The 18,239-nt window shown below is 35.5% G+C and carries 15 protein-coding genes; 14 read left to right on the top strand and 1 reads right to left on the bottom strand.

Annotated elements, in window-relative coordinates; genetic code table 11:
* The first annotated feature begins 144 nt into the window (after nt 1-144).
* The 14 genes from CD155_RS02125 (at nt 145) to CD155_RS02060 (ending at nt 17,384) form a co-directional block, all read left to right on the top strand.
* Nucleotides 145-2,010 carry an assimilatory sulfite reductase (NADPH) flavoprotein subunit gene (locus CD155_RS02125; RefSeq protein ID WP_103212389.1) on the top strand — a complete coding sequence of 622 codons (1,866 nt, stop codon included), beginning with the start codon at nt 145-147 and terminating at the stop codon, nt 2,008-2,010.
* 19 nt (nt 2,011-2,029) lie between these two features.
* The gene (gene cysI / locus CD155_RS02120; RefSeq protein ID WP_103212388.1) at nt 2,030-3,748 is read left to right on the top strand and encodes an assimilatory sulfite reductase (NADPH) hemoprotein subunit; all 1,719 of its coding nucleotides are present in this window, start codon (nt 2,030-2,032) and stop codon (nt 3,746-3,748) included.
* Between the two features lie 20 nt (nt 3,749-3,768).
* On the top strand, nt 3,769-4,545 hold the full coding sequence (gene cobA / locus CD155_RS02115) for a uroporphyrinogen-III C-methyltransferase (RefSeq protein WP_103212387.1): 777 nt from the start codon (nt 3,769-3,771) through the stop codon (nt 4,543-4,545).
* A 112-nt stretch (nt 4,546-4,657) separates the two neighbouring features.
* Entirely contained in the window at nt 4,658-5,272 is a 615-nt protein-coding gene (locus tag CD155_RS02110; protein ID WP_103212386.1) for an NAD(P)-binding protein, read from the top strand.
* 20 nt (nt 5,273-5,292) lie between these two features.
* Nucleotides 5,293-6,192: a sulfite exporter TauE/SafE family protein gene (locus CD155_RS02105; RefSeq protein ID WP_103212385.1), complete on the top strand. Its 900-nt coding sequence runs from the start codon at nt 5,293-5,295 to the stop codon at nt 6,190-6,192.
* A gap of 23 nt (nt 6,193-6,215) precedes the next feature.
* Entirely contained in the window at nt 6,216-7,394 is a 1,179-nt protein-coding gene (gene sat, locus CD155_RS02100) for a sulfate adenylyltransferase (RefSeq protein ID WP_103212384.1), read from the top strand.
* Nucleotides 7,395-7,415: 21 nt separating this feature from the next.
* Nucleotides 7,416-8,015 (top strand): adenylyl-sulfate kinase, encoded by a 600-nt coding sequence (gene cysC / locus CD155_RS02095; RefSeq protein WP_103212383.1) that lies wholly within the window; start codon nt 7,416-7,418, stop codon nt 8,013-8,015.
* A gap of 176 nt (nt 8,016-8,191) precedes the next feature.
* Nucleotides 8,192-9,418 (top strand): ArgE/DapE family deacylase, encoded by a 1,227-nt coding sequence (locus CD155_RS02090; protein ID WP_172605800.1) that lies wholly within the window; start codon nt 8,192-8,194, stop codon nt 9,416-9,418.
* Nucleotides 9,419-9,822: 404 nt separating this feature from the next.
* A complete protein-coding gene (locus tag CD155_RS02085) occupies nt 9,823-10,599 on the top strand; it encodes a CHAP domain-containing protein (protein WP_103212381.1) in 777 nt (258 codons plus the stop codon).
* A 197-nt stretch (nt 10,600-10,796) separates the two neighbouring features.
* The gene (locus CD155_RS02080) at nt 10,797-11,087 is read left to right on the top strand and encodes a hypothetical protein (protein ID WP_103212380.1); all 291 of its coding nucleotides are present in this window, start codon (nt 10,797-10,799) and stop codon (nt 11,085-11,087) included.
* Between the two features lie 213 nt (nt 11,088-11,300).
* The gene (gene nrdD / locus CD155_RS02075; RefSeq protein ID WP_103212379.1) at nt 11,301-13,151 is read left to right on the top strand and encodes an anaerobic ribonucleoside-triphosphate reductase; all 1,851 of its coding nucleotides are present in this window, start codon (nt 11,301-11,303) and stop codon (nt 13,149-13,151) included.
* Entirely contained in the window at nt 13,148-13,681 is a 534-nt protein-coding gene (gene nrdG, locus CD155_RS02070; protein ID WP_002444494.1) for an anaerobic ribonucleoside-triphosphate reductase activating protein, read from the top strand. The genes nrdD and nrdG overlap by 4 nt, the downstream gene beginning before the upstream one ends.
* 406 nt (nt 13,682-14,087) lie before the next feature.
* Nucleotides 14,088-15,386, top strand: a complete 1,299-nt coding sequence (locus CD155_RS02065) for an anaerobic C4-dicarboxylate transporter family protein (RefSeq protein WP_103212378.1) — start codon at nt 14,088-14,090, stop codon at nt 15,384-15,386.
* 375 nt (nt 15,387-15,761) lie between these two features.
* Nucleotides 15,762-17,384, top strand: a complete 1,623-nt coding sequence (locus CD155_RS02060; protein ID WP_049402003.1) for a BCCT family transporter — start codon at nt 15,762-15,764, stop codon at nt 17,382-17,384.
* Between the two features lie 71 nt (nt 17,385-17,455).
* On the opposite strand, the gene cudC is transcribed toward CD155_RS02060, so the two are convergent.
* Nucleotides 17,456-18,016: a choline uptake/conversion transcriptional regulator CudC gene (gene cudC, locus CD155_RS02055; protein WP_002444485.1), complete on the bottom strand. Its 561-nt coding sequence runs from the start codon at nt 18,014-18,016 to the stop codon at nt 17,456-17,458.
* Between the last annotated feature and the right edge of the window lie 223 nt (nt 18,017-18,239).

The raw sequence follows: 18,239 nt of genomic DNA, 5'->3' as shown, positions 1-18,239 counted from the left end.
CTCATTGTCCGACACAATGCTTTATTTTCTTTGTTTTACTGTAGAGAATATTTGGTACATACTAGAATTGACGATATTGCAAATTCATTTTCAAATATAGAGTAAACAAAATATCGGGATATTATAGATAAGAGGTGTATATGATTGAACTTAAGTGTCACTAATAGTCCCTTTACTGAAGGGCAAGCATCACAGATTAATGAATTACTCCAAACCTTAACACCAGACCAAAAAGTATGGTTGAGTGGCTACCTGATAGCAAATCAACAATCGAATGTTGCAAATGGAGAAACCTCTCTTAATGGTACAACTTCTTCAACACCATCCGTAGAACAGAAAACGGAAGAGATGTTGCAAGAGAAAGAGCCTGAAGTTATACCACAGAAACGTTCGATTACCATTCTTTATGGATCTGAAACAGGTAATGCACAAGGATTAGCAGAAATATTTGAAGAACGTTTATCAGATATTGGAAACGAAGTCACGCTCAAGTCTATGGATGATTTCAAACCGAAAGATCTTAAAAAAGTTGAAGACCTATTTATCGTTACAGCAACGCATGGTGAAGGTGATCCACCAGATAACGCAGTTGAACTACATGAATATATTCATGGTCGTAAAGCGCCTAAATTAGATGGTGTGCGATTCTCAGTGTTAGCTTTAGGTGACCAGACATATGAATTCTTCTGTCAAACAGGTAAGGATTTCGATAATCGCCTTGCAGAACTTGGTGCGGAAAGAATTTATGACCGCGTCGACTGTGATGTGGATTATGATGAAGACGCTGAAAAGTGGATGGCAAATGTCATCAATGCCATAGATTCTACGCCAGCTGATACAGATAGTGAACAAGTGGTGAGTGAATCAATAAAGTCCGCAAAGGAGAAGAAATACTCTAAGTCCAATCCTTATGATGCTGAAGTTTTGACGAATATTAATTTAAACGGTCGAGGTTCGAATAAAGAAACAAGACATGTTGAATTACTACTTGATAATTTTGGTGAAGAATACGAACCGGGCGACTGTCTAGTGGTCTTACCTCAAAACGACCCAGCACTTGTTGATTTATTAATCAGTACATTAGGTTGGAGTCCAGATACACAAGTATTAATCAATGATGATGGAGTTACACTTAATCTTGAAGAAGCATTAACATCACACTTTGAAATTACGAAATTAACGAAACCGTTAATAGAGAATGCGGCCACTTTCTTCGACAATGAAGAACTATCTGAGAAAGTTCAAGATAAAGCGTGGATTCAAAATTATATCGAAGGACGCGACTTAATCGATTTATTAAATGACTTTGCTACAACGGATTTACAGCCGGAAAATATGTATCAATTATTGCGAAAGTTACCACCTAGAGAATATTCAATATCTAGTAGTTATAAAGCAACGCCTGATGAAGTGCACATTACTGTAGGAGCTGTCAGATACAATGCGCATGGTCGAGATCGTACAGGGGTATGCTCAGTCCAATTTGCTGAGAGAATTCAAGAAGGAGATACGGTGCCAATCTACTTGAAACGTAATCCGAACTTTAAATTCCCTCAAAATGAAGAAACACCAGTTATTATGATTGGTCCTGGTACAGGCGTAGCACCTTTTAGATCTTACATGCAAGAACGTGAAGAACTAGGATTTAAAGGTAATACATGGTTATTCTTCGGTGAACAACACTTTACAACTGATTTCTTGTACCAAACAGAATGGCAAGAATGGTTAAACGATGGAACACTATCTAAGTTGGATGTGGCATTTTCAAGAGATACAGACCAAAAAGTGTATGTGCAACATAAGATTGCTGAAAATAGTGAACAATTTAATCAATGGATTGAGAATGGCGGTGCAATCTACGTTTGTGGTGATGAAAGTAAAATGGCTAAAGATGTTCACTTAGCAATTAGAGAAGTATTAATGAAAGAACAAAACTTATCTGAAGAAGATGCAGAAGAATATTTAAAACAATTGAAACGAGATAAGAGATATCAACGAGACGTGTATTAATTGAAAGGATGGGGGATACATGGCTAAAACAAATAAGCAAATTTCAGAAGAACTTGGTAACAATCTTGATGAAATGGAATATTTAAAAGCCGAAAGTGACTTTCTACGTGGCACGATTGAACAAGGTCTTGCTAATCCTATTACGGGCGCAATTTCACAGGATGATGCGAAGCTATTAAAGTTCCACGGAAGTTACATGCAAGATGATAGAGACTTAAGAGATGAACGACGTAAACAAAAATTAGAACCAGCATATAGTTTTATGATTCGTGTGCGTGTTCCCGGGGGTAAAGCGACACCAGATCAATGGATAGCCATGGATGAAATTTCAAACAATCATGCCAATCATACGATTAAATTAACGACGAGACAGGCATTCCAATTCCACGGCATTCTCAAACGTAATTTAAAACAATCAATGAAAGAAATTAATAACGCTGTGCTAGATACTATCGCTGCATGTGGTGATGTGAATCGTAATACTATGTGTAATCCGAATCCCTATCAATCTCAAGTGCATAAGGAAGTGAATGATTACGCCACTCATATAAGTAATCATCTCTTACCTCGTACGGGCGCGTATCATGAAATTTGGCTAGACGGTGAGAAAGTTTTAGATTCTAGTGTGGAAAAGGAACCGATATACGGCAGTACGTATCTACCACGTAAATTCAAAATCGGTATTGCGGTACCACCTTCAAATGATATCGACGTGTATTCTCAAGATATAGGATTAATCGCTATCGTGGATAATGGCGAATTAGTTGGGTTCAATGTCACTGTTGGTGGAGGCATGGGTATGACGCATGGTAATACAAACACATACCCTCAACTTGGTCGACTTATCGGTTTCATTCCTAAAGAGAGTGCTGTAGAGGTCTGCGAAAAATTACTTATGATTCAACGTGATTATGGTAATCGTGAAAATCGTAAAAACGCACGTTTCAAATATACTGTTGATCGACTAGGAGAACAGTGGGTTAAAGAAGAATTGAATCGTCGTTTAGGATGGGAAATTGAAGAGGCACGTGATTTTGAATTTGAACATAACGGTGACCGTTTGGGTTGGATTGAAGGGGACGGTAATTGGAATTTTACTTTATTTATCCAAAATGGCCGTGTCAAAGATACTGAAGATTATCAATTGAAAACAGCATTAAGAGAAATAGCTGAAATTCATACAGGAGACTTCAGACTATCACCTAACCAAAACTTAGTCATCGCCAATGTATCACCAGAGAAAAAAGATGAAATTCAAGCCATTATTGATAAATATAGCTTGACTGATGGCAAGAACTATACTGGATTACGTAGGAATTCTATGGCATGTGTAGCCTTCCCAACTTGTGGGTTAGCGATGGCAGAATCTGAAAGATATTTACCATCACTTATTTCTAAGATAGAAGACTTATTAGACGAAGCGGGTGTACAAGACGATGAAATCACAATCCGTATGACAGGTTGTCCAAACGGTTGTGCACGTCCAGCGCTTGCGGAAGTTGCATTTATCGGAAAAGCCCCAGGCAAATATAATATGTATTTAGGCGGTGGCTTCAAAGGCGAACGTCTTAATAAATTGTATAAAGAAAATATTGATGAAAATGAAATTCTAAATAGTTTACGTCCATTATTGATAAGTTACGGAAAAGAACGCTTAGACGGTGAACACTTTGGTGACTTCGTTATCCGTTCAGGTGTCGTAGCGAAAGTTCACGATGGTCGAGACTTCCATAGCTAATCTAAAGGGGAGTGATTGATATGGGCAAGGTATTTCTAGTTGGTGCAGGTCCTGGTGATCCTGATTTATTAACGATTAAAGGGTTAAAAGCTATTAAAGAGGCTGACGTCATACTTTACGATCGTCTTGTAAACAAGAAAATTTTAGAATTTGCGTCACCTTCGACCAAGTTCTTCTACTGTGGTAAGGATCCTAATAGGTATGCTTTACCTCAAGAGGAAACGAATAAAATGATGGTCGCTTTAGCTAAAAAAGGGCATACAGTTACACGCTTAAAAGGTGGCGATCCTTTTGTCTTTGGCAGAGGCGGCGAGGAAGCAGAAGAGCTAGCAAATCAAAATATTCCTTTCGAAGTTGTGCCAGGCATTACCTCTGGCATTGCAGCACCTGCATATGCAGGCATTCCTGTTACGCATCGTGACTTTAGTTCGTCAGTTGCGTTCGTAACGGCAGTGAATAAAACAGGAATGACTAAAGAACAATATTGGGAACACCTAGCTAATGGACCTGAAACTTTATGTGTGTATATGGGAGTGAAACGACTTCCTGAAATCTGTCAATTATTGATTAAACACGGTCGTTCAATTGATACACCTGTAGCACTTGTTCATATGGGAACATCAGAACAACAAAGAACAGTTACAGGTACATTAAGTACTATTGTAGAGAAGTCACACCAAATTAAAAATCCAGCTATCATTATAGTTGGCGATGTTGTTCATATGAGAGAGAAGATTAATTGGTTTAGAGAACAAACAGATCAAGCTGAAATGTCACTGAGTTTATCGACAAAGTAACATCTGAATCGTATGCTGATTTGAATCAATCCTTCGTCGTTTTAATATTAATTTTCAGAAAATGAAGAAAAATAGTAAGATGAATACTATAAACTTTCAGGAGGGCTTTAACGTGAATATGCCATTAATGTTGGATTTAACAGATAAGAAAGTCGTAATTGTGGGCGGGGGTAAAATCGCCACGAGACGCGTTCAAACATTATTAGATTATACGACATTGATTCACGTGGTAAGTCCAACCTTAACTGAGACCATTGAACAACTGGTTAAAACAAAATGTATCACATATTCGAATAAGTGCTTTGAACCACAAGATATTGATGATGCAGACTTTGTGATAGCAGCCACTAATGATCAGAAGGTAAATGAAGAGGTGATGCGCGCATTACCTCGACATGCATTATTTAATCATGCGGGACAAGCCGAATTAGGTAATGTAACGTTTCCGAATATCTTTAAAAGAAACCGATTAACGATTGGCGTTTCTACTGAAGGAGCAAGCCCGAAATTAGGCCAACGTATTATCAAAAATTTAGAACATACATACACCGAAGATTACGCGGATTACGTTCAATTTTTATATGAAAGTAGACAATACATTAAAGCACTCAAAATAGAGCCATCTGATAAACAAGCGTTACTTGAACAAATTTTATCAGAAAAATATTTAGATGAGACTAATAAGCAACATGAATTCATCCGATGGCTTAAATCACAAGTCAAATGAAGAATGGGGGCGTATAATATATGCGCAAAGTATTAATATTCGCAATTGCAGGCTTCTTAGCTCAACTTGTAGACGGGTCACTCGGTATGGGATTCGGTGCATCGTCATCATCTATACTACTAACTTACGGCATCGCACCAGCAGTAGTTTCCGCTACGGTTCATTTTTCAGAAATTGCAACTACTGCAGCTTCAGGAACATCTCACTGGAAATTCGAAAATGTTCATAAGCCAACGATGTTAAAGCTTGCGATACCTGGTTCTATTTCCGCATTTATTGGAGCGGGTGTTTTAACATTTATTCATGGTGATTATATTAAACCGTTCATCGCATTATTTTTATTAAGTATGGGGTTCTACATTTTATATCAGTTCCTATTTAAAAGAACACATGAACATCATACACATGTTGGAGATTTAAGTAGTTTCAAAGTCATTCCACAAGGCGCGATCGCTGGATTTTTAGATGCTATAGGTGGTGGCGGCTGGGGACCAGTCAATACGCCACTTTTACTCTCAAGTAAGAAGATTCAACCACGTTATGCGATTGGTACAGTCTCAGCGAGTGAATTTTTTGTCACGTCTTCTGCTGCATTAAGCTTTATTATATTTTTAGGTTTAACGCAAATTAATTGGTTTGCTGTCATTGCGCTTAGTGTTGGTGGAATGATTGCAGCTCCGATTTCTGCTTATTTAGTTAAAATTTTACCTATAAATATTTTAGCTATTTGTGTTGGTGGTTTAATTATATTCACAAATAGTAATGCATTATTAAGTTATTTCGTTAAAGATGCAACAATTTCAAATACAGTTAGATTTATTATTCTTGCGTCAATCATTGTTCTACTCATTGTTCAGATGATTCGAAACAAGTTATTGTCTTTTTCTTACAAGAAAAGCCGAGTAAACAAATATAATTAATTGGATAAAGAGGTTATGAAACGATGTCTAATAATGAAGAAGTAATCAATTATACAATCAAACCACATGGTGGAGAATTAAATAATCGAGTACTCGAAGGTGAAGAAAGAGAACATTTAATCAAAGAAGCTTCAGTCTATAAGTCAATCACGTTAAATCCATGGAGCATATCAGATTTAGAATTGATCGGTATAGGCGGATTTAGTCCTTTAACAGGGTTTATGAACAAAGCGGATTACACGTCAGTGGTTGAAGACACACATTTAGAAAATGGATTAGTTTGGAGTATTCCTATCACACTTCCAGTAACTGAAGATGAAGCGGATCAGCTAGAAATTGGAGAGCACGTTGCCTTATACGGTGAAGATGGAGAATTATACGGTACTTTAAAATTAGAAGAAAAGTACACATATGATAAAGAAAAAGAAGCGAAGTTAGTATACGGAACAACTGAAGAGGCACATCCAGGTGTGAAAAAGGTATATGAAAAAGGAAATGTTTATTTAGCAGGACCTATACAATTATTGAATCGTCCTAAACATGATGAATTTTCCGATTATCATTTAGATCCATCTGCGACAAGACAGTTATTTCATGACTTAGGATGGAAAACAGTCGTTGGCTTCCAAACAAGAAATCCTGTTCACCGTGCCCATGAATATATTCAAAAATCAGCGTTAGAAATCGTGGATGGTCTATTATTAAACCCTCTAGTTGGAGAAACAAAATCTGATGACATCCCTGCTGATGTACGTATGGAAAGTTACCAAGCCATCCTTAAGAATTATTTCCCGGAAAATAGAGCGCGTTTAGTGATTTATCCAGCAGCTATGCGTTATGCAGGACCACGTGAAGCAATACTTCATGCGACAGTACGTAAAAATTATGGATGTACACATTTCATTGTAGGTCGAGATCATGCGGGTGTAGGCGATTATTACGGCACATACGAGGCACAAGAACTCATTTCTCAATTTGAAGATGAACTAGATATTCAAATATTAAAATTTGAACATGCGTTTTATTGCGAAACGTGTGGCAATATGGCAACTGCTAAAACATGCCCTCATGATGCATCTCAACATTTGCATCTAAGTGGTACAAAGGTAAGAGAAAAGTTACGTAATGGTGAATCACTACCTCCTGAATTCTCTAGACCAGAAGTTGCTGAAGTGCTTATTAAAGGGTTACAACAAAAATAATAAACAGAGGAGAAAGATAACATGAGTGAATCTAATCATATTATTTGGCATGATTCAGAAGTAACGAAAGAAGAAAGACAAAAACGTAATGGCCATAAAAGCGCAGTGATATGGTTCACTGGATTGTCTGGGTCTGGTAAATCAACAGTATCCGTCGCTCTTGAAAAAGCATTATTCAATGAAGGGAAACAAACATACCGTTTAGATGGGGATAATGTACGTCATGGATTAAATAAAAATTTAGGTTTTAGTCCTGAAGACCGTACTGAAAATATCCGTCGTATTGGTGAAGTAGCCAAGTTAATGGTAGATGCCGGTTCATTGACTGTTACAGCATTTATTTCTCCTTATAAAGAAGATCGAGATAACGTTCGTGCAATTCTTGAAGACGATGAGTTTATTGAGGTCTATACACAATGTAGCGTTGAAGAATGTGAGAAACGTGACCCTAAGGGATTATACAAGAAAGCACGTTCTGGAGAAATACCTGAATTTACAGGAATTAGTGCACCTTACGAAGCTCCAGAACATCCAGAAATTATTCTAGATACGGAAAATGAAACAATTGAAGAATCTGTAGATCGCGTCATCCATTATCTTAAAGCACATCGATATATTTAAAAGGTTGAAACATTTAGTTAGCATGATCAATTTGAAACGATTTCCTACGAAAACATAGCCATGCATACACTAGTGATCTATTAAAACTAATAATACTTTTTCATCTTATTATATAATGTTTAACATTGCTGTATTTTGTTAAGAAATAAATGAAGAACAAAAAAGGTAGTGATGAAATGAGTATATTTAGTGAAGAAGAAAAACTACAAATATTGGCAGATATGGTAGAGATTCGAACAGAAAATGATAATGAAATCGAAGTGTGCCAGTATCTACAAAAGTTATTATCAAAGCACGACATTGATTCAAATATTTTAAAAGTAAACGATAAAAGAGCAAATATCGTAGCTGAGATTGGAAGTGGTTCTCCAATATTAGCAATAAGTGGTCATATGGATGTTGTGACAAGTGGAGATGAAAATGAATGGACATATCCTCCGTTCGAACTCACTGAAAAAGATGGAAAATTGTATGGTAGAGGAACGAGTGATATGAAAGGTGGCCTTGCAGCACTTGTCATTTCACTTATTGAGCTTAAAGAAGAAGATACCTTAAAAGATGGCACAATACGCTTATTAGCTACAACAGGAGAAGAAAAAGAACAAGAAGGTGCCAAATTATTTGCTAAAGAAGGGTACATGGACGATGTAGATGGTCTCATCATCGCCGAGCCTACAAAAAGTATGATATTTTACGCACACAAAGGTTCAATGGATTGTAAAGTTTCAGCGAAAGGTAAAACAACGCATAGTTCAGTGCCTTTCTTAGGTGATAGTGCGATAGATACGCTCGTTGACTTCGTGAATCAAATGAAAAACAAGTATCAAGATATTAAAAAAGAAGATACAAAACATGAATTAGATGTAGCGCCAATGTTTAATAGCCTTCTTGATGATCCGTTAACTGAAGAACAAGAAAATATTTTATCAGGATTTTCAATGGTTGGTTCCATTATTAATGGTGGAAGTCAGTTTAATTCAGTTCCTGGACATGCCTACATAGAATATAATGTTAGAACTGTACCGGAATATGATAACGAATTTGTGAAGAAGTTATTTAAAGATGTCATCAAAGAAGTAGATGAGGATAGATTAACTTTCGAAGTGCCAAGCGATAATAGTTTGGTAAAAAGTGATAAAGACAACGCGTTAGTCAAATGTATCGCTAACATTGGTCCTGATTATGTTGATGATAAAATGATTATCAGCGCATTAATCGGTACAACAGACGGTTCTAATTTATTAAAAGATCGCGAAGATGATGTTGATTTTGCAATTTTCGGACCTGGTATACCACTTGAAGCACATCAAGTAGATGAATATTTAGAAAAAGATACATATCTTAACTATATTGATCTATATAAAGATGTGTTTGTGAAATATCTAGAAGATAAAAGTAAATAAGAACAATCATGAAGGCAATGTATTATAGTCATACGTATAGTAAAAAGATGATTAACTCTTAAGAGGTGGAACGTAAGTTTCACCTCTTTTTTATGAAAAAATAAGGTTGTAAAATTATCAGATAAATTACAACAGTTCGTACAACATTGTTGAATAAAATACTATAACTCCTGTCATGAAAGTAAATTATATTCTGTAAAAATCAAACATCATTTTTACAAGAAAGCGTTACATTATTATGATTCATTTACAAAGCATTAACATCGCCCACAAATGGTTGTGTGTCTGTTAGAGTGTGTCTTGTCGTTAATTAACGAAGAAAAATTAAAATGATATTGCAAATAGAAAATTGAAGGTAGCCACGAGATAGTTAAAGATATACAAAATTTAGGAGGATATTAAAAATGAAAAAAATCGCTACAGCTACAATCGCAACAGCAGGTATTGCAACATTCGGTTTCATGCAACATGATGCAGATGCAGCGGAAAATAACAATAACGGATATAACCCTAATGATCCTTATTCATACAGCTACACTTATACAATTGATCAACAAGGTAATTATCACTACAATTGGCAAGGTAACTGGAGCCCTAATCTAGCTCAACAAGGAAATAACGCTAACTACTCAAATGCTAACCAAGGCACTCAAAACTATAATTCAAATAATTATTATAGCTACAATTACAATGGTTCAAATAACAACCAAACTCAATCATATCAATCAAACAACAATGGCGGAGGTTTAGGTGCAAGCTATTCAACTTCAGACAGAAACGTTAAAGTTACTACACAATCTGCACCAACACAACAATCTTCAAACCATTCATCAGCTGCATTCTCAGGCCAAACATCTTCAGGTTCAAACCTTTATACTTCAGGTCAATGTACTTATTATGTATTTGACAAAGTAGGCGGTAAAATCGGTTCTACATGGGGCAACGCTAATAACTGGGCTAATGCAGCTGCACAAGACGGATACACAGTAAATAACAAACCTAAACAAGGTGCGGTAATGCAAACATCACAAGGTGCTTTCGGTCACGTTGCATATGTTGAAAATGTAAACAGCGACGGTTCAATAAAAGTATCTGAAATGAACTATAACGGCGGACCTGGTGTTGTATCTACACGTACAATTTCAGCTAGCCAAGCAAGCTCTTATAACTATATTTCATAATTTTGTATCAACAAATATAATTAATGCTGAAGTCACGAATCGGTAGAGGTTCGTGGCTTTTTTTGCATTTATTTTAGAAAAAATGGAATAGCCATCAACAATACATAGTCTTATGTGATTGAACACGTTATTTAAGGGAAAACACAACTAAGAATAGCATTAAACTAACTAAAAAGTGTTGAGGATGGTGAAACCGCATGGAATTTAATATTTGGATGTGGATTATATTAGCAGTAATTATCATTGTTACTATTGCTGTCATACTCATATTAACGGTAGGTTCAGTCTATGAAGAACGTGCTTATGATAAACGTTCAAAAGCCGAAAAACGTAAGAATACGGAGAAGAATCTTGAAATGGCAAAAGGGCATACAGATGATGAAACAGACACATTAGAAAATCAAACTAAAGACAAAACACATCATGAAGCTGATAAGGCTAAAGATAAATTTGCTCATAATCATAATATAGAAGATAAAAATAAATAATTTAAACAAATATGAATGTCCTAACACTTGAATTAATTGTCATTTGTTAGGACATTTTTTAATTGTCTGCAACAATCTATTCGTCATACATATAGTTCACTAAAAGTTAAACTCTTTGTGACGTTTCTGTGAACGACTAGGTTATTCATTGTAATACTATATATAGTGTTATATTTTAAAAATAGATACTATATATAGAGAAAGGTGATAAAAATGACGACATTAGAGCAATCGTTAACTCGATTAATTACTAAAGATCCTACTATATTAAATGAAAATGCAAATAAAGATAGTAATACATTCTCAACAATGAGAGATTTAACAGCAGGCACTGTATCAAAGTCCTATGCACTCGAACATTTACTTCCTAAACAAGTTGCCGAAGCACATTTGTCAGGAGATATACATTTCCATGATTTAGACTATCATCCTTTTCAACCACTAACGAATTGCTGCTTAATTGACGCGAAAGATATGTTGGAAAATGGATTTGAAATAGGCAACGCACATGTCACTTCTCCTAAATCAATACAAACTGCCTCAGCACAACTTGTTCAAATCATCGCAAATGTGTCTAGTAGTCAGTATGGTGGCTGTACAGTCGACCGTGTAGACGAATTATTAAGTACATATGCTCAACTGAACGCACAACATCACCGTGAAGTAGCTCAAGAATTTGTTCAACCGGATAAATTAGAGGCCTACGTAGATAAACAAGTTACAAAAGACATTGGAGACGCGATTGAAAGTTTAGAGTATGAAATCAATACGCTTTATACTTCAAATGGACAAACACCGTTTGTAACATTAGGATTTGGACTTGGTACAGATGAATTAAGCCGTAAAATTCAACAGGCTATTTTACGTACACGAATTAAAGGGCTTGGTAAAGATCGTATGACTGCCATTTTCCCTAAACTAGTATTTTCAATAAAGAAAGGTGTTAACTTTAATCCTACTGATCCAAACTATGACATTAAACAACTCGCACTAGAATGTTCTACGAAACGTATGTACCCTGATATTCTCAATTACGATAAACTTATTGAGTTATTAGGTGATTTCAAAGCGCCGATGGGTTGTCGCTCATTCTTACCTAGTTGGAAAGATGCTGAGGGTCATTTTGAAAATAATGGACGCTGTAACCTTGGTGTCGTTACATTGAATGTTCCAAGAATTGCTATTGAGTCTAATGGTGACATGAATATGTTTTGGGATATTTTCGAAAAAAGAATGGAACTCATGCATGATGCGTTAGTGTACAGAATTGAACGTTTAAAAGATGCGATACCTAATAATGCGCCTATCTTATACAAAAGTGGTGCTTTTAAATACAAATTGAAAGCATCAGAAGACGTAGACGCACTATTTAAGCAACAACGTGCTACGATTTCAATGGGTTACATAGGCTTATATGAAGCAGCTACAATGTTTTACGGACCAGATTGGGAAAGTAATCAAGAAGCTAAGACGTTTACATTAGATATCCTTAGAGAGATGAAACATTATCAGAACGAATGGACAGAAAAATATGATATTTGGTTCAGTATTTATAGCACGCCAAGTGAGTCGTTAACAGACCGATTCTGTCGATTAGATAGAGAACGTTTTGGTGATATACCTGATATCACTGACAAAGGTTACTATCAGAATTCATTCCATTACGACGTACGTAAAGATGTCACACCTTTTGAGAAGTTAGATTTTGAAAAGGATTACCCTTACTACGCTAGTGGAGGTTTCATACACTATTGTGAATATCCTAAATTGAACCATAATCTCAAAGCTTTAGAAGCAGTATGGGACTATTCATACGATAAAGTTGGATATTTAGGAACAAATATACCAATTGATCATTGTTATAAATGTGATTATGACGGGGATTTTGAAACGACTGAAAATGGTTATAAATGTCCACATTGTGGCAATAGCGACCCTAAAACTGTCGATGTTGTTAAACGAACATGTGGCTATTTAGGAAATCCTGTTCAAAGACCTGTCATCGAAGGACGTCAGAAAGAAATTTGCGCAAGAGTCAAACATATGAAGGAACCACGCTCATGAGTCTATTAGACATTAAAACTGGACAGAATCATATCGCGAAAATTGAAAGTCACAGTTTTGTTGATGGTGAAGGCGTCCGTTGTAGTGTGTATGTTTCTGGTTGTCCTTTCCAATGTAAAAAATGCTATAACGAGAAGGCACAAAATTTTAAATATGGTGAAACATTTTCAGAAGATATTTTAGAGGAAATATTGGAGAATTGTGAGCCTTCCTATATTTCAGGATTAAGTATTTTAGGTGGAGAACCATTTTGTAACTTAAATATTACGTTACGCATTGCCCGTGCTTTTAGACAACGGTTCGGACACAGTAAAACAATTTGGATATGGACTGGGTTTCTTTTTGAATATTTAAAACATCAAACAGATGAACGTCGAGAATTACTAGAACTTACTGATGTATTAGTAGATGGGCTTTTTATGTACCAACTTTATAAACCTAATTTGCCGTATAAAGGATCGTTAAATCAGCGTGTCATCAACGTTCATGATTCGTTACAACATGACGGCATTATTGAATATGTGTCTTGAAGAAGCGGGTGAAAGTCTAATTTTGAAAAATATACGAAGTATTGATGGCGACACGCCTGCAGGAATAGCATGCGTCTTGAGCCTGTAGTCTCAAGACGCATGCCCGCGGCAAGGGAGCCTAAGCAATACGAAGTATTGAATATAAATGTAGCAGTGAGATGAATCCTTATTGAAATCATCTTACTGCTTTTATTTTTAGATAATTATGTATCAGACTATCCTTTTTTATATCTAACATGAAATTTCAAATAAATGAAACGACGATAATGATGAAAAGTGATAATGATTAAACGTTGTTAAAGCGAAGAATAATAATATTCTTGTTATATATATACTTATTACATCTTTAAATGATAAAATATAGGTAATGACTAAATTCGTTCATCAAGAGTAAGGAGATCCTTCCATGTTATTGTTTATCATAGAAATCATCATAATGATTCTAGCGATACTATTAGGACTTAGAACAGCCGGTGCGCTTGGTTGTGGTATCTTTGCCATAGTCGCACAGCTGATCATGATATTTGTATTTCAATCACCTCCAGGTTCAGCCCCTGTTACAGCAGTTTTAATTATACTTTCTATCGGCATCGCAGGTGGGACACTTCAAGCTACTGGCGGTATCGACTACTTAGTTTATATTGCATCACGTGTGATTGAACGTTTTCCCAAATCTATTATTTTTATAGCGCCAATGATTGTGTTCCTATTCGTGTTTGGGATCGGCACAGCGAATATCGCTTTATCTTTAGAACCGATTATTGCGAAGACTGCTCAGAAAGCACACATTCAACCTAAACGTGCATTGACTGCTTCAGTATTGACTGCCAATTTGGCATTACTTTGTAGTCCCGCTGCTTCAGCAACTGCTTATATTATTTCAGTTTTAGCGGGTTATCATATCTCAATGGGGAAATATTTGAGTATTGTATTACCAACAGCGCTCATTAGTATGCTATTACTGAGTGTGTTCTGTACGTTTGTCGGACGTAAAGAGAAAGTACGTGGTGATTCAGAGCGTTTAGTTCAAATTCCAGAGGTTGAACTTGAGAATGAATTTTCAGGAAAAGTAAAAATAGGCGTGCTAGCCTTTCTACTTTGTGTTATGGGAATTTTAACGTTTGGTATATTTCCACATCTGATGCCAGAATTTAATGTAAATGGAAAGATAGTAAAAGTTGAAATGACAGAGATTGTACAATTCTTTATGTACTTAAGCGCAGCAATCAACTTACTATTAATTAAAATTAATACGTCTGAGATTCTTTCATCACATATTACGCAGTCAGCGATGGGAGCGTTGTTTGCAGTATTAGGACCAGGTTGGTTAGGAGCTACAATCTTTAATGCACCTCAAAACTTAAAGATATTAAAAAATGACATTGGTCAAACTGTTAGTCAGGTTCCTTGGTTAGTCATTATCTTAGTATCTGTGGTTGCAATGATTGTCATTTCACAAACTGCGACAGCTTCAATAATGGTGCCAATTGTAATGAGTATAGGTATACCACCTATTTATTTTGTCGCAATGGTCCAAACATTAAATGTTAACTTTGTTATACCCGCACAACCTACATTACTTTTTGCTGTTGAACTGGACGAAACGGGACGAACGAGACCAACAAGCTTCATCGTACCAGGATTTTTCGTTATTACTGTATCTATCATTATAGGATTCCTAATTAAAACATTATTGGGATATTAAAATTGAGATGAAATTCAAACTACTTTTCCAATCAAATGGGGAAGTAGTTTGAATTTGAAAAAATTGAAATACTTTGATGAAGAAATACATTTTTGAAAATAAATAATTATTTAATAAAAGTGCATAAAAATCCAAAGAGAACATTCTGTAAAGTTCGTTCATTTTGTTAAATTTTAATTTAACACTGTTGTCATAGTCATTTTGTATGAACATCAAAATGTTTAAAACTATATAAATATTCAATCAAGTCATCTAAAATATTTGTATGGAATTTGCATTATTATTAAAACTTCGTTATTGTCATTTTTGTGAATCAATAAAAATTGAGCGTAATTGAACAACACGATTCATAAAATAATATTAGGGGGATCACAATTGAAAAAGGAAAAAGTTATGGACTGGCCGACCTTTATAGGTGTAGTTGTCGTATTACTTTTTGCTGTTATACCTATGATGGCCTTTCCAAAAGCAAGTGAAACAATCATCACAGATATCAATAGTGCCATTTCAAATTCAATTGGTTCTGTGTATTTATTTATGGGGCTTGCAATATTCTGCTTCGTTCTATACATAGCATTTGGTAAGTACGGTAATGTCACGTTAGGGAAGGCAAGTGACAAACCAGAATTTAATAATTTCACATGGGCTGCAATGCTATTTTGTGCTGGTATCGGTTCAGATATTTTATATTGGGGTGTCATAGAGTGGGCATTCTATTATCAAGTGCCACCAAACGGCGCGAAATCAATGTCTGACGAAGCACTACAATATGCTACGCAATACGGTATGTTCCATTGGGGCCCTATCGCATGGGCAATTTATGTTCTTCCCGCATTACCTATTGGCTATCTTGTATTCGTTAAGAAACAACCAATATATAAGATCAGCCAAGCTTGTCGACCTATTTTAAAAGGCCAAACAGATAAATTTGTTGGTAAATTAGTAGATATTTTATTCATCTTCGGTTTACTTGGTGGTGCCGCTACATCATTAGCACTAGGTGTTCCTATGATTTCAGCAGGTGTCGAAAAGTTAACTGGTTTAGATGGAACAAACATGGTTTTACGTTCAATCATTCTTTTAACAATTACAGTTATTTTCGCAATTAGTTCTTATACTGGATTGAAAAAAGGTATTCAAAAATTAAGTGACGTCAACGTGTGGCTTTCATTTGTACTTTTAGCCTTTGTATTTATTGTAGGGCCAACAGTGTTTATTATGGAAACAACTGTGACAGGCTTTGGTAATATGCTAAGAGATTTCTTCCATATGGCGACATGGATGGAACCATTTGGAGGCATTCACGGACGTAAAGAGACACACTTCCCACAAGATTGGACAATTTTCTATTGGTCTTGGTGGTTAGTATATGCGCCATTTATTGGTTTATTCATCGCACGTATATCTAAAGGTCGTACCCTGAAAGAAGTCGTTCTTGGTACAATCTGTTATGGTACGTTAGGATGTGTGTTATTCTTCGGTATCTTTGGTAACTATGCAGTTTACCTACAAATTACTGAACAGTTTAATGTTATTAATTACTTAAACAGTCATGGTACTGAAGCGACGATTATCGAAGTAATGCATCAACTACCATTCCCAACAATTACAATTATTTTATTCTTAATTTCAGCATTCTTATTCTTAGCAACTACCTTTGATTCTGGTTCATACATCTTAGCAGCTGCATCTCAGAAAAAAGTTATCGGTGAACCTTTAAGAGCAAATCGTCTATTTTGGGCATTCGCATTATGTTTATTACCATTCTCACTCATGTTAGTGGGTGGCGAAAGAGCACTTCAAGTACTGAAAACTGCTTCAATTTTAGCAAGTGTTCCATTAATCGTTATCTTTGCCTTCATGATGATTTCCTTCTTAATCATATTGGGTCGAGATAGGATTAAACTTGAAAAGCGTGCAGATAAACTGAAAGAGGTTGAACGTCGTTCGCTTAGAATTGTTCAAGTGAAAGAAAAACCAGAAGACGATAATCTATAACTATAAAGAAAAGCCAAGAGAAAGGTGACGTTTTGACGTCACAATCTCTTGGCTTTTTAATGTTTCGTAACTTAATTTTCTTCATTTTTATGTTCAGGAATTGGGAAGTATTTAAATATTTCGCCAGTTTCTAATGCCTCGCAAAGTTGCGCTAACCATTCATAGTAAACTTTTGAATGATCTAATTGTGCTTTAACATTTAACGCATCTTCTTTGTCTGCTTCATCTAAATGATCTTTATTTAAAAGTGGATTGATAATCTTTTCTGCATCTTTAATTGCCTCCATATTCGTATCAATCTCTCGTTCCCATTTTCGAGTGAAGAAATTACGGAAAAAATTAAAGAAATCTTTCTCAGCAATAAAATGTTGCTTACGACTTCCACGTGTGAATTGCTGTTTAACAATATCAAATTCTTGAAGCTTCTTAACACCTGAACTCATACTTGGTTTACTCATTTGAAGTTGTTGACGCATTTCATCTAGAGTCATACTACCTTCAAATACCATAATGCCGTATAAATTTCCGACACTGCGGTTGATACCGTATAAATCCATCGTTTCACCAATTGAGTTAATCACTAAATCTTTGGCTTGTTCAACTTGGTGCGCGTCGCTATTTGAACGTGTCATCACTGCACCTCCAATTTCTAATATTGCATTTTACCACGTTAATTAAGCTGTATAACGTAATTTTTAAAATTTTAAATATGCCAAACTATTATAAAACCTTTTTTCAAAAATGAAAATCACTTTATTAATTTGTTTTGTCATAGTTGTTATTGTAACTTACTTTGACTTTATAACATGCGTTTTACAAATATTTTTTAAGAAATTGACACGTTTTCAAAACTTA

It is taken from the genome of Staphylococcus caprae (genome assembly GCF_002902725.1).
In the GTDB taxonomy this organism is placed as follows: Bacteria; Bacillota; Bacilli; order Staphylococcales; family Staphylococcaceae; genus Staphylococcus; species Staphylococcus caprae.
Note: the sequence above shows the minus strand (reverse complement) of the source record. Positions and strands in the feature narration are given on the sequence as shown.

Coding starts and splice junctions, on each gene's coding strand:
- CD155_RS02105 (WP_103212385.1), top strand. CDS start 5,293: ATGCGCAAAGTATTAATATTCGCAATTGCAGGCTTCTTAGCTCAACTT.
- cobA (WP_103212387.1), top strand. CDS start 3,769: ATGGGCAAGGTATTTCTAGTTGGTGCAGGTCCTGGTGATCCTGATTTA.
- cysC (WP_103212383.1), top strand. CDS start 7,416: ATGAGTGAATCTAATCATATTATTTGGCATGATTCAGAAGTAACGAAA.
- CD155_RS02090 (WP_172605800.1), top strand. CDS start 8,192: ATGAGTATATTTAGTGAAGAAGAAAAACTACAAATATTGGCAGATATG.
- cudC (WP_002444485.1), bottom strand. CDS start 18,016: ATGACACGTTCAAATAGCGACGCGCACCAAGTTGAACAAGCCAAAGAT.
- cysI (WP_103212388.1), top strand. CDS start 2,030: ATGGCTAAAACAAATAAGCAAATTTCAGAAGAACTTGGTAACAATCTT.
- nrdG (WP_002444494.1), top strand. CDS start 13,148: ATGAGTCTATTAGACATTAAAACTGGACAGAATCATATCGCGAAAATT.
- CD155_RS02065 (WP_103212378.1), top strand. CDS start 14,088: ATGTTATTGTTTATCATAGAAATCATCATAATGATTCTAGCGATACTA.
- nrdD (WP_103212379.1), top strand. CDS start 11,301: ATGACGACATTAGAGCAATCGTTAACTCGATTAATTACTAAAGATCCT.
- CD155_RS02085 (WP_103212381.1), top strand. CDS start 9,823: ATGAAAAAAATCGCTACAGCTACAATCGCAACAGCAGGTATTGCAACA.
- sat (WP_103212384.1), top strand. CDS start 6,216: ATGTCTAATAATGAAGAAGTAATCAATTATACAATCAAACCACATGGT.
- CD155_RS02080 (WP_103212380.1), top strand. CDS start 10,797: ATGGAATTTAATATTTGGATGTGGATTATATTAGCAGTAATTATCATT.